This is a genomic window from Limnoraphis robusta CS-951, assembly GCF_000972705.2.
Map to the genome: position 1 here is coordinate 19632 of NZ_LATL02000090.1, position 13382 is coordinate 33013.

The following is a 13382-nucleotide window of genomic DNA, read 5'->3' on the forward strand; positions in this document are numbered from 1 at the left end:
CAGCCCTAAAACTAAGATATGAGCATTAAACAGAAGGCAATTCAAGGTGTCATTTGGTCTGTAATTCAAAACTGGGGAAGTCAGGCTGGTTCACTGATTGTGTTCTTAATTCTGGCTCGCTTACTTACTCCTCAAGCCTTCGGTTTAATTGGTCTAGCTAATGTTTTTTTAGCTTTTATGCAGATCTTTCTAGAGCAAGGATTTTCCCAAGCCTTAATTCAACGCCAGGAAATTGATCCAGAAGAACTAGATACAGCTTTTTGGACTCATGTATTGAGTGGGTTGTTGCTGACTATTATCAGTTTTTTCCTGGCTGGATTTGTTTCTAATATCTTCGAGCAACCCAAGCTAATACCCATTTTACAATGCTTTTCATTTTTGTTCTTTATTAATTCTCTAAGTCATGTTCATAAAGCCATTTTGAGCCGGGAGTTTGCCTTTAAAATCATGGCAGTTCGGACGATTATCGGGATTATAATTGGCGGAACTGTGGGAATTGTCATGGCTTTATCTGGGTTTGGGGTTTGGAGTCTAGTCAGTCAACAATTTATTTATGAAGCTGTAGAAGTCTTTATCATTTGGGGTGCAATTGATTGGCGACCCAAATTCAGATTTTCTTTTCAACATTTGCGAAATTTGTTAAACTTTGGCTCTAGTATCCTCGCCTTAAAATTTCTGAACTTCTGTAATAAGCGAACAGATAATTTGCTCATCGGTTACTTTTTAGGAGAAGTTGCTCTAGGATATTATATGATTGCTTACCGTGTTTTAGAAGTGATGACTCAACTCTTAGTTAGTACAACAAAACAGGTAGCCTTACCAACTTTCTCTCGATTACAAACAGAGCCAGAGCGCTTTCGACAAGCTTTTTATCAAGTTACTTTATTTACCAGTTTAATTGCTTTTCCAACCTTTTTTGGCATGATTACTTTGACTAAAGAACTGGTCATATCATTATTTGGAGAACGATGGCTACCTTCAGTTCCAGTGATGCAAGTTCTAGCTTTTGCTGGCATTTTGAATGCAATTTCTTTCTTTAATGGTTCCGTATTCATAGCAATTGGGAAACCCTCTTGGAAACTTTGGCTAAGTTTACTAAATGCTGTGCTAAATCTAATTGCTTGTCTGGTTGCCGTACAATGGGGAATTGTTGGGGTTGCTTTGGCTTATGTTATCAGTAGTTATATAGCTTTTCCAGTTAGTCAATGGGCAATTAGTAAGTTAATTCATGTTCCCTTGCTTACCTATTTACAGCAATTTAGGAGTCCGCTCATTGGTTCAGTAGTCATGGTTTCCGGGATTTTAATTGCTAAACACTTTATGGTTGATTTAATTAATGAAAAAGTATTAATATTAGTCGGTACAGCCATAGGCACAATAATTTATGGATTGACAATCCGCCTGGTAGATCCTAAGTTATTTAAAGACCTATTAGAACTTTTGAAAATGATTAGATCTCCATCAAAAATCAAAATGAGTAATTAAGCCACTCTAATCAAAGAACTTAAATAAAGCTCAAAAGTAAATCCTAAAAACTACAAATTTCAAAATCCATGTCACCGTTCAACTTGTCTAAAATTAATCACTTAGATCTCGTCAAAAAATATGCTTTAGTTGAAAACAGTATAATACTGGCGTTTATTATTTTCGGCTTTGTGGGTATTCTTCATCACGAAATTTGGCGAGATGAGTTTCAGGCTTGGTTACTGGCTCGAGATAGTGCATCCTTGATAGAACTTTTTCACAATATACAACATGAAGGACATCCGGGTTTATGGCATCTTTGTCTGTATGGGTTAAGCCGAATCACTCATAACCCTTTGATTATGCAGGTTTTTCATTTATTTATATCAGTTATTATTGTCACTCTCATTGTAAAATTTTCTCCCTTTTCTCCTTTACAGAAATTTTTACTCAGTTTTGGATATTACTTTTTTTATGAATATACAATCATCAGTAGAAATTACAATTTAGGAGTCTTATTTATTTTCCTGTTTTGTATCATTTATTCAAGAGTAAAAGTTAGACCCATATTACTGGCAACTCTCTTAGCATTGATGGCTAATGTCAACGTTTTTACTTTTATTCTCAGTTTTGCACTCTCATTAACTTTAGTTGATCATATTTATTCGCAATTCAAAGCGAATACACTTAACCAACAAAAAATAGTCATTAGCTTACTGATTTTAATTTCAGGTTGGGCTATTTCCTTATTTCAAATCATTCGTCCTTTAATTTCACAAGAAAAAGTCATTCGCCCTATACAATCTTCTGCTGAACAAGTTCAGTCTAACCCGGGTTTATTGCAAGAAATTCAACGTTTAGGTATTGCATTCATAGATATCTGGCGAAGTTATGTTCCCATTCCATTTCACCTCAATAATAATTTTTGGAACACTAACATCCTGATTCATAATAATCTTTTTCCCTCAGTGGTTGGTGTTTCCTTGGGTGTAGTTATTGCGGGTTTAGCTGCAATCTTTCTGTTGCTAATTGTTATAAAAATATTCTCTCACCAGCGATTCATCCTAACAATCTATCTTTTTGGAACGGGCAGTATTATTGCTTTTAACTACCTAATTTTTCAAGGAGTTATGCGGCATAGAGGTCATCTTTTTATCTTGTTAATTGCTTGCCTATGGCTGATTGAAAAAGAGTTTTTACAGAAGCAAAATTTTATTTCAGAACAGAAACCTGCAAGTCAATTCAGAAATCAATTTTTAACGGTGATTCTTTTGCTTCATTTAGTTGCAGGCTTGCACGCCTACAGTGTGGATCTATTTTATCCTTTTTCTATGGGAAAAGAAACAGCTCAATTTATCAAAGAGAATAATTTGGAACAGTTAACAATTGTGGGTCAAAGATACAGACAAGCATCAGTTTTATCTGGCTATCTCGACAAGCAGATTTATTATCCAGATCTGGGTGAATTTGGCAGCTTTTGGACTGTTAAAACCCCGATGAAAGACATACAAACAATTACCGGACTCATTCGTGAAAACTCCAATGATACTTTACTGGTTCTCACTTATCCACTCCAGTCAGATTCTACTTTTCCTCCTGACATTAAAATTACTGAGCTAAAACGTTTTGTGAAGCCAACCATCGAAAATTTTGAAAGATCATTTTACGTTTATACTGCTAGATAAAATCGTCAAAGTTAACTCAAGCAAAAGATACCCCTAGCTTAAACCTCATCTCAAAATCATCAGGTAAAAACTATGAATAAACCCTTTTTATCGATTATTATTCCAACTTATAACCGTCCTGAACGACTCACAAATTGTCTTCAGTCTATTACTCAACTTGACTATCCTCGCGATCGCTTTGAAGTAATTGTCGTTGATGATGGAAGTTTCATGTCTCTTGAACCTATCGTGACACCTTTTCGCCAACAAATTGAGATTACTTTCATCACTCAACAAAATGCAGGCCCAGCTTCTGCACGCAATACTGGGGCGGCTAAAGCGAAGGGTAAATTTATTGTTTTTACGGATGATGACTGTCAACCGACACCCAACTGGTTAAAAAGTTTAGAGACTCAGTTTACCATGACACCTGATGCCCTATTGGGAGGTAAAACCCTCAATGCTTTACCCGAAAATCTCTATTCAACAGCCAGTCAACTCTTGATTGATTATTTATACGAATATTATAATACAAACCCTAAACAAGCCAGCTTTTTTGCTTCTAATAACTTCGCTCTCTCTACAGAAAATTTTCATCAAATCGGTCGGTTTGACACGACTTTTCCCCTAGCAGCCGGAGAAGATCGAGAATTTTGCGATCGCTGGTTATATCACAACTACCCAATGATTGCCGTCCCCGATGCTCAAATTTATCATGCTCACAAATTAACATTACGCAGCTTTTGGCGACAACATTTTAACTATGGTCGGGGAGCTTTTCACTTTCATCAATTACGCGCCAAAAGAGGAATCGGAAAAATTCAGGTTGAGCCATTATCATTTTATTTTAAACTGCTGAGTTATCCCTTTTCTCAACCCGATTCTCATCACCCTAAATTTCTACTCTCTGCCTTATTTTTTATCTCTCAATTTGCTAATGTGCTTGGTTTTTTCAGGGAGCGGATGAATCATCAATTTAAAGTTCATCAGTCCCGACTTCAAGTTGAAAATAATTGAGAGCCAACTAACGATAAAAACACAAAGATTTACTCTTTGTGTCTCTATGTCGAGCGTGGTTGTTCTTTTTTTAAAGGCAGAACGAGGGTTTTTATAAATTCGTAATCCCATCAGGAAACCTAACCACAGTTGATGATTATTTGGTTTTTTGACGACGACGAGAAGCAAGGAATGAACCTGCAACCAAACCTAAACCGATAACAGCAGTGGGTTCAGGAACAGAAGCGGGAGTGGGGTCAGTAGTTCCTAAGATTTTCCAGTCTGGGCCATTGTAGAGTCCCCCTTGGCTGATCATCCGATATCCGAAAATAGACTCTTTGGAATCTAAGCCAAAATCTAACAAACTTAAACCGATAGAAGCAACGGCTTGAGCGCCACCAATTTCTTTTGTATCAATGCTGTATCCGGCATCAAACCAGTTATTAGACCTCGGTAAATTGACCAAATTACCGATCAGATTACCTTTGAAGTCGATCGCTTGAATATCGAGTTGACTGTTCTTACCCCGTTCAAAAACCAAGATATTGTCAACCGCTTTGTCAAACATCACGTCAATCGCAAAGTTACCGCTATCTTCAGTATCAATAATACTGTTGAGGTTCAGATTTCCCAGAGCTTGAACGGCTCCTGCTTCTGTGAGTAGTTCTTGGCTGAGGCCTACAGTAGCTTTGTCTCCCATATCCGCACTCGCAGCACCGCTATTACCGCCTGCCCACACGTCATTGGTGACGATTGTGGCTCCTTGAATCACTGAGAACTCAGAGATAGTTTGTCCGCCAAACTCTACAGAGTCTAGCCAGATATTTCCTTTCCACTTATCACCACCTGTTAAGTCTGCGGTGTAGTTTGTTGTGAAGCTAAAGCCAACAGCTTGAGCAGAAGATGCAAAGACTCCAGTTAAAGCCAGAGCGGTGGCAAAGCTAGCAAAAAGTTTGGTTTTCATGGTGATTGCTTCCTTTTAAGATGTTGTTTACTGGATGAATCCTGAAGCTATCAAGCTATTCAGGCGTTTTGCTTTTTTTGTTTCTGTTAACTCTTATCGTAGTTTCTTATTTTTTATTTGTCTAGGCTTTAAACGATATTTTACAAAAGATTTATGAAAGAATGCTAATCATTAAAGTATTACTTTTATCCGTATTTTTGAGTAAAAAAACACCTAAAGTTCAATCAAATTTGAACGCTCCCAATTTCTAGATCGAGTGAAATTACGGACAAACCTTAAAATCCTAATTTTTCCTTCAGTGAAAATACTTAGATGAGTCAACGTTTCGGATACATACAGGCGAAAGAAATCTGCAAACCCGGTAACAACAGATATAACCCAGCCTCAGTAAAATCCCTGATTGTAAGCTTACCCCGGTCTAAAGACACGGGGCATTCGCACTAACCGGTGTATACTGTCGAGTAGAGAACAAGACAGAGGGTTGCGCGTTACGGGAAGGCTTACAGACTCCCCCAAAATTGAAATCATCTTCGCACCATTGAGATCAGCATCTCCCTTCCATCCGCAATTACCGCACTCAAAAGTCTTACCATTACGGTAGGACTTTCCTTGTTCTGGATGAATGTGCAAGCACCTGTGGCAGACCTGGCTGGTGTATCGAGGAGAAACAGCTACAACTTCAATCCCTTCTTTAATTCCTTTGTACTCTAGGAATTGTCGAAGTTGATAAAATGCCCAACTGTTAGAACGTCTGCGTTCAATCTTGTTTCTGGGCTGAGTATTGGTTCTGTCTCTAATTCCCGTCAGATCTTCTACAGCCACACTAGCTTCAGTCTCTATAGCGCGAGAAATGATTTGTTTACTGATGTTGTGGTTTACCCAGGTAAGATAATCGCTTCTCTCTACCGGATAGCCGTTTCAGGAGTCGTTTTGCTCCTTTTGTGCCTTTCTTTTGAACAGAAGCCCTAATCCTAGAAAACCTATCCCTAACCTTTGTAATGTTTTCGCCGCTCCAATTAATTCCTTCTGATGTAACAGCAAGATCACGACGACCTAAATCTACACCGATAACATTGTCTGTACTTTTAGGAGTTGGAGTTGTGTTTTTTATCTGAATATGGATGTATAGTTGACCGTCTCTATGCTTGGACAAGTTGGCTGATGTTGGCGTTTTTCCTTTCAGCTTCCCTATCTGGTAATTTCCTAAAATCAATTGAACTCGCTCTCGTCCTTCTACCGTAGACAGACTAACGGTTTGATCTTTTTCTCTGTAAGAAAAAATCCTCGCGTCATAGTCTGCTGAAGTTGGCTTGAAAACTTTGACTGGGCGTTTTTTTAAGTCTGCTGTTTTACGATTAGAAGCGACTCGCGCACAAGCTCTAACAGCGAGGTTGGCTGATAGTTGAAATCGCTCCCTGACCGTTTTATAAACCTCAGCTTGAATCCGATTCTTGTTCTTAATTTTAGGATTGACGGTGCTATTGATATAGTTGCAAGCACTAGCAAATGCCCCCAAAGTCAATTCAAGCTTTTTTACTTGTTCAGGGGCGGGTTCAATTTTGCAAACTATAGTCAATACTTGTTCCATACTCTCAATATATCACCGCGACGGAAGTATTGGCTATGCGGTTAAAACCGCACAAGTCGCCTTTCCTCCTCGGATTAAAATCGCGAGGCTTCCAGGCTACCGGACTTATTTCCCGTGAATAACCGCAAATTTCAAAATAGACTCTCGGATGATCAGAAATGGAGGGTTGTGTCGCTTCCCCATCACCCGCGTTGTGAATTACTTTTGCTCTGTATTAAGCTGTTGTTCAAGCTTGCGGCTGGCTTGAGACATCAGATAACAGAACAACCAGTACAAGATACCAATAAACAGGTAAACTTCTGAGTATCGCCCCAGGAACTTAGGATTCGCGAGAATCGAACCGCTAATTCCCAACAACTCCACCAAGCCGACAATCGCCAATAGAGTCGTATCCTGAAACAAACTAATAAACTGACCCACAATAGAAGGAATCGAGATTTTCAAAGCTTGCGGTAAGACAACCAACCCTAACACCAGAGGGGTATTCAAACCCAAAGCTTTCGCGGCTTCAATTTGACCCCGAGGAATGGCTTGTAGTCCACCTCGCACATTTTCCGCCAGATAAGCTGAACTAAACATCGTTAAACCGACAATCGCCCGTAAAATCCGATCAGGACGCATCCCTTCGGGTAAAAATAAAGGGACTAACACTTGTCCCATAAACAAAATCGTAATCAGGGGTAAGCCCCGAATCACTTCAATATAAGCAATCGAGAGAAACCGAATAATCGGGAGACGACTTTGACGCCCCAAAGCCAACAACACTCCAATCGGAAAACACAGCAAAATACTGATAATTGACATCAGTAATGTCAGCATCAGTCCGCCCCAAAGGTTACTCGAAACGGACTTTAACCCCAGTCCTCCGCCAATAAACCAAACCGCAATGATTAAAAAGACAAACCAGGTAAAAGGAAGCCATTTCATCAAATCTGGTTTTGTTTGACCGAGTTTTTTTCCTCCCCAAGCAGTAGCAACTAATAGCAAAACCATTCCAACCAGCAAAATTCGGTACGGAATGCTGACAGGAACCAAAACCGCCAGCATACAAACAATACTAATAGCAAGGATAATATTTTGACTAAACAAAACGGGAATATTACGGGCTAAAATTCCCCAAGTTAAACCTGAAAGTAAACAAATCAGAGTCAGTATAATCCATAAACGCCAATATTGATCAGGGGGAAATCGACCGACCAAAAATAAAGAAAGATTAGCGGGAATTACATCCCACTGGGCTTTTGTTCTTGCCCAAGATAGAAAATTCGCTAAACTTAACGCTAAACCAATAACAATGATCCAGGTTAAAAGACTGTTGTACCAGGTGTTAAATAGATTATTTTTTAACCATTCACGGGGGGTTAATGACTCTGAGGGTGGAACAGAAGCAGAAGGGGGTGTTGTGACAGTCATGGCTTGTAATCAGTGAGAGTTAAAATGGGTAAAATAAATTTGGATTTATTATCTTTCTCGCAGTTGAACGGCTCGATTTAATCCATTCATCGCGATAGAAATTAAGAGGTCGATAGTCAGATAAGTTGCCATAATAATCAGCATGACTTCCACCACTCGTCCACTTTGATTAAACGTTGTATTTGCAACGCTATAAATGTCAGGATAAGCCACTGCGATCGCCAAACTGGAGTTTTTGGCTAAATTGAGATATTGACTGTTTAGCGGTGGAATAATTACTCGCAACGCTTGGGGAAAAACCACCAACCGCATCACTAAACCGGGTCTCAGTCCGAGCGATCGCGCCGCTTCCCACTGTCCTTTAGCAACAGATTGTATTCCTGAGCGAACAATTTCAGCAATATAAGCGCCAGTATAGACAACTAAACCCACCAATAGCGTTGTAAATTCAATCGTCATTCGCAGTCCGCCTTCAATGGTTCGACCATTTTCTGAAGGTATTGGACGTTGCCAACCCAGTCCAAATATAATGATGAAAATTGCAGCAATTCCGATTATCCAAAGTAAGGTTAATTGAGGTTGACCTGATTTTCCTTGTTCGACCATTATTTTTGTACGCCATCGCCAAATCAAAATAGAAGCGATCGCACTGATCAATAAAACCGCTAACCAAAACCACACCGCATTTCCCGACGGCCAAGGCACAAAAACGCCTCGTTGATTTAAGTATATGAAATTAAAAAATTGAGCCGTTTGTTCTATAGAAGGGAGTTTCAAAAAAATTCCGTACCAAAACATTAATTGCAGCAGTAACGGTGTATTTCGCACCACTTCTACATAACAAATGGTCATCTGACGTAGTAACCAGTTATCGGAAAAATAGGTAATTCCGGCTGTAACACCCAGAAGAGTGGTGAGGATCATTCCGAAAAACATCACCCGCAGAGAGTTGATTAAACCGGCTAGTAGAACTTGACTATAGTTATCAGTCGGTTGATAAGGAATTAAACTTTCACCAATCCCAAATCCGGCGGTACTGTTGAGAAAATTAAAATTAAATACGGTTCCTCCTGTTTGCTGAAGGTTGCGACTGAGATTGGTTCCCAACAGTGTAAATAGAGATAATACCGCTATCAAAACGATAACCTGTAGAGCAATTTTCCAAAAGCGATCATCTCGCCAAAGCGGAGTTTTTGGTGTTGTGTTCATGGTCATCAATATAATAGAGTTCTTTTCAGAAAATATTCAATTTTAAAACCGTGCCTTTGAGAAATGGGTAAGGCACGGCGACAATGATTTTGAAGTTAAAATCTGTTATTCAGCCGTGCCTAAACAGGCTGTTCTCTACAGAGAGAAAATCTGTTTTAAAGGATGATCAAACCGATTAACGGAAAGGCGGTGAATACAATAAACCCCCATTATTCCAGAGGGCATTTTGACCTCGTTCGAGTTTAAACTGAGAACCTTGTCCGATATTCCGCTCGTAAATTTCGCCGTAGTTGCCAACTTGTTTAATGATATTGGCAGCAAATTCATTAGTTAAGCCGAGTCCCTGGCCTAAGTCTCCTTCCACACCTAAGAAACGCTTAATCGTCGGGTCTTGACTGGTTTTAAGCTGGTCAACGTTCCCTTGATTAATTCCTAACTCTTCAGCTTCAATCAGCGCGTAAGTCGTCCATTTCACAACATCGAACCAAGCCGAGTCATTATTAATGGTCACAGGGCCGAGAGGTTCTTTAGACATCGTGACATCTAACAGAATATGCTCATCGGGATTCGGAAGTGTACTGCGACGAGCCACTAACTGGGATTTATCAGAGGTCATCCCATCGCAAGCCCCTTCTGCGTAAGCCGCATAAGCCGGATCAGCTTGCTGGAACGTTTTCGTTTCAAACTGAACCCCTCTTTTACGCATATTGTCGGTTAAGTTCAGTTCGGTGGTAGTCCCTGCTTCCACACAAACGGCTCGACCTGCAAAATCTTCTAAACTGGTAATACCGCTCTCTCTACGAACCAACATCCCCTGACCATCGTAAAAAGTTGTTGGTGCAAATTCCATCCCGACTGATGTATCGCGCGTGATCGTCCAGGTGGTATTACGCGAGAGCATATCGACTTCACCGGATTTTAGAGCTTCAAATCGTTCGGTCGAGTCCAGATTTCGATATTCTACGGCGTTCGGGTCGTTGAAGATGGCAGCCGCAACTGCTTTACAGACATCCACATCCAAGCCGGAATATTGACCATTCTGATCAACAAAGCTAAACCCAGGAATTCCGCCATCTACACCACAGACAAGCTTACCCCGATTTTTCACCGTATCTAGGCGACTTGCGGTTTTTCCTGTACCTGATGATTTACCTTGATTTTCTCCATTCGTTGAACTGCTTGGACTTTCTACACAAGCGGTTAGGGGAAGAACCAATAGTAGAGTTGATAAGAGTAGAGAACTCCATTTAAGCATAGTTAAGGTTGATAATTTATTCAAAAGGCGAGTACATAATGCAGTTTCTTCAAACCTCCTTAAGATTACCTTAATTTGGTTCTGTTCATAGAACTCTCGTTATATTATTCCTTTTGAACGGCTCTTTTCAAAGCTTTGAGCTTTCACTTACTGGGGATCTTTGTCTAAGTCTCTGGGGTCTTAAGTTAATTTTTCCATCCTTTTGTTAGGAATGATCTATTGCTAGACGTGATTCTGCTAAATCTCGAATCAGTGATAGGCGTGAGTTAATATAATCATTCACCAAATCTCTGTCTAAACAGTTGACATTAGATTCAGTTTGCAGTCGTTTCAGCAAACACTGTACTAAATCTGCATCATCTAGGGAAACAATCAGTGAAGCCTGAGTCGTTTCGACTAAAGACCAAAGTTGACGGAGCATCGTGGGACTCATAAAACCTCCTTGTCCAGAACAGTATATATTCGCGTCCTTACAGCTTATCTGCTTCTAACACCAGGCCACAAAGCCGTTGCGGTTAGAAATGAGGAATTTTAGGTTTTCTTTATATTTCCACAATAACTGAATATACCTATATCAGATACTCGATCACACAAGATGTCACATGAGCTACAAATCCCTTAATCTAGCGTTGCAAAACTTGACATTGTTTTTCACTTCATCACAAATTCTTCACCCGGGTTAACGCCGGATTCTGTAGGCTGAGGTACAAATACAGCAATTGCTTTAGGAATGACTCGGAAGTGAGCCGGAGTCGAAACCGTTAACTCTCCATCCGTATTAATAGTATAGGGTTTGCTCGTTAAAACTTCAAACTCAGAGCCAGAGAGGGTTCTAGTTCCCAATTCCGGGCGATGTAGTCCGGTGCGGATAGCTACGATCACCGTAAAAAATTGCCACCACCGCTTAATTTCCAAGCTGTAGAGATCCAGACGTTGATCATCAATCGTAGCATCGTGCAGAATTTTCATCCCGCCCCCATAGTATCGACCATTACCCACTGCAATCTGAAACGTTTTCACCCGCTTACACTGATCTCCAAACCGAATCTCCGCAACAAAAGGCCTCGCCCTTAAAATCGCTTGAGTCGCAGTAATCAGGTAAGCAAAAATTCCCCAACGACGCTTGGCTTCTCGGGTGAGTTTGCGGGTAATATTCACACTCAAGCCTAGACTCGCCACATTAAAAAAATGCTTGCCATTTACCCAACCCAAATCGATAGATTGTTTATGTCCTTGGGCAATCACCTGACAAGCCTCTGGAAGTGATAGAGGAATATTCAAAGTGCGGGCCAGATCGTTAGCCGTTCCCAAGGGTAAAATCCCTAAAGGTAAACCCGTTTTCACTAATCCATCAATCGCCGCATTCAAAGTCCCATCTCCCCCTCCAATAATCACCAAATTCACCCGATCTTGGTAACGTTGAATCAGGGAAGTAAAATCTTGAGGAGATTGGGGAAAATCTTGAAGAATCTCTAAACCCAAGGCTTGGAGTTGAACAACCACTCTGGATAAAGAGTCCTGATTCACTTGACGCGCCTGGGAATTCAGCAATAAAAGTGCTGTTTTGGGATAGGGTTGCCGATGCCTGATGGACATAGGAAAAATTGATCAATAATAGGTTGACTGAACAATTGCCAAAGGCGAGTCAAACGGCTTCAATGGGGCAGTGTGAAAAAGCAGGATAAGCAATTGAGTTTCTTGGAATTTTAGACCGGAAACCGCTACTTTTTCAACTGTTCAACAACCCATTTCCAAAGCGGATGACTTGGCCCTTGTTGGCGAATTTGCCAAACCCGTTCTTCTAAACGTTGTTTGTACTCGGCGGGCATCCCAAACAAAATATTGCGACTCTGCCAAACCAAAACCCCCACCATCATACCCAGACATAAACCCAAACCCACTGCGGATAATCGATGCTCGGCCAATCCATAGCGCACCGCAGCCCAGGTAAAATGATCCAACCAGAGCCGAATTTCTGAACGCAATCCCCATAGACTCAGGGGAGCAATTGTCATCCAGAGAAACCCAACCACTAACCATCGACCCCAGACAATCAATTCGTGCAGTTTCTGAACTTGAGCTTGGAAGATAGAATCTTCGGACGGAGGTTCAGGCTTCATCACAGTTCCAGATTGAGCAAGACAAACAACACTTACCGAAGTTGAGCGGAAAGCCCCAGTCTTTAGACATGGGGATGGATAGCGAACAATTAATATTGTTATCCGGGGAGTTGTGTGGCAAAATTATACCATGATTGTACGAGAAGCTAAGTTATTAAACGGTTCCAAGTCTCAATACTCAAGACTTGATGATGCCATAAGAACTGCTCAATTCATCAGAAACAAGGCAGTTAGACTATGGCGAGATGAACGGGATGTGGATAAATCTCGCATTTCTCGCCTCTGTAAAGAGTTGGCGAAAGAATTCCCTTTTGCTAATAAACTTAATTCAATGGCACGTCAAGCTTCTGGTGAAAGAGCTTGGAATTCAATCTCTAGCTTCTATCGTCGCTGTCGTGAAGGAGCCAAAAAAAAGGGTTATCCTCAGTTCAAAAAACATTGTCGCTCAGTTGAGTACAAAACCACTGGCTGGAAACTGTCAACTGACTGTAAATCAATTAATTTCACAGATGGGTTTAAAGCAGGTGAATTTTCTTTATTCTGCAACTCAGATGTTAGAAAGGATTTGTTTACATTGAAGATAAATCGAGTGAGAGTAGTCAGACGAGCCGATGGGTATTATGCACAATTCTGCTTTAATGCTAATCGGTCTGAACCGGGAAACTATACCGGAAAAGTAGTCGGTTTAGACTTGGGTTTAAACTATTTC

At 40.5% G+C, this 13382-nt stretch carries 13 protein-coding genes; 4 read left to right on the forward strand and 9 right to left on the reverse strand.

Annotated elements, in window-relative coordinates; translation table 11 throughout:
- Window positions 1–18 precede the first annotated feature (18 nt).
- From WN50_RS07995 to WN50_RS08005, 3 genes are all read left to right on the forward strand, one after another.
- Complete coding sequence (locus WN50_RS07995; RefSeq protein WP_046280203.1) at window positions 19–1485, forward strand: lipopolysaccharide biosynthesis protein; 1467 nt, start codon at window positions 19–21, stop codon at window positions 1483–1485.
- Between the two features lie 68 nt (window positions 1486–1553).
- A complete protein-coding gene (locus WN50_RS08000) occupies window positions 1554–3149 on the forward strand; it encodes a hypothetical protein (protein ID WP_049558684.1) in 1596 nt (531 codons plus the stop codon).
- Between the two features lie 72 nt (window positions 3150–3221).
- A complete protein-coding gene (locus WN50_RS08005; protein ID WP_046280204.1) occupies window positions 3222–4145 on the forward strand; it encodes a glycosyltransferase family 2 protein in 924 nt (307 codons plus the stop codon).
- Window positions 4146–4281: 136 nt separating this feature from the next.
- On the opposite strand, the gene WN50_RS08010 is transcribed toward WN50_RS08005, so the two are convergent.
- The 9 genes from WN50_RS08010 to WN50_RS08045 all read right to left on the reverse strand — a co-directional run bounded on the left by WN50_RS08010 (window position 4282) and on the right by WN50_RS08045 (window position 12673).
- Window positions 4282–5088: an exosortase-dependent surface protein XDP2 gene (locus WN50_RS08010; RefSeq protein WP_046280205.1), complete on the reverse strand. Its 807-nt coding sequence runs from the start codon at window positions 5086–5088 to the stop codon at window positions 4282–4284.
- Window positions 5089–5496: 408 nt separating this feature from the next.
- Entirely contained in the window at window positions 5497–5955 is a 459-nt protein-coding gene (locus WN50_RS37085; RefSeq protein ID WP_323221844.1) for a transposase, read from the reverse strand.
- Complete coding sequence (locus WN50_RS37090) at window positions 5948–6664, reverse strand: transposase (protein WP_323221829.1); 717 nt, start codon at window positions 6662–6664, stop codon at window positions 5948–5950. Before WN50_RS37090 ends, WN50_RS37085 begins: the two co-directional genes overlap by 8 nt.
- A 210-nt stretch (window positions 6665–6874) precedes the next feature.
- Complete coding sequence (locus WN50_RS08020) at window positions 6875–8089, reverse strand: amino acid ABC transporter permease (RefSeq protein ID WP_046280206.1); 1215 nt, start codon at window positions 8087–8089, stop codon at window positions 6875–6877.
- Between the two features lie 48 nt (window positions 8090–8137).
- The gene (locus WN50_RS08025) at window positions 8138–9304 is read right to left on the reverse strand and encodes an amino acid ABC transporter permease (RefSeq protein ID WP_046280207.1); all 1167 of its coding nucleotides are present in this window, start codon (window positions 9302–9304) and stop codon (window positions 8138–8140) included.
- A gap of 169 nt (window positions 9305–9473) precedes the next feature.
- Window positions 9474–10553 carry an amino acid ABC transporter substrate-binding protein gene (locus tag WN50_RS08030; RefSeq protein ID WP_046280208.1) on the reverse strand — a complete coding sequence of 360 codons (1080 nt, stop codon included), beginning with the start codon at window positions 10551–10553 and terminating at the stop codon, window positions 9474–9476.
- Between the two features lie 205 nt (window positions 10554–10758).
- On the reverse strand, window positions 10759–10986 hold the full coding sequence (locus tag WN50_RS08035) for a hypothetical protein (RefSeq protein WP_046280209.1): 228 nt from the start codon (window positions 10984–10986) through the stop codon (window positions 10759–10761).
- Between the two features lie 218 nt (window positions 10987–11204).
- Entirely contained in the window at window positions 11205–12149 is a 945-nt protein-coding gene (locus tag WN50_RS08040; protein ID WP_046280210.1) for a lipid kinase, read from the reverse strand.
- Window positions 12150–12274: 125 nt separating this feature from the next.
- A complete protein-coding gene (locus tag WN50_RS08045; RefSeq protein WP_046280211.1) occupies window positions 12275–12673 on the reverse strand; it encodes a hypothetical protein in 399 nt (132 codons plus the stop codon).
- 130 nt (window positions 12674–12803) lie between these two features.
- Between WN50_RS08045 and WN50_RS08050 the strand changes: the two genes are divergently transcribed.
- Window positions 12804–13382: RNA-guided endonuclease InsQ/TnpB family protein (locus WN50_RS08050; protein WP_049558688.1), on the forward strand; the 579-nt coding region annotated here is incomplete at its 3' end.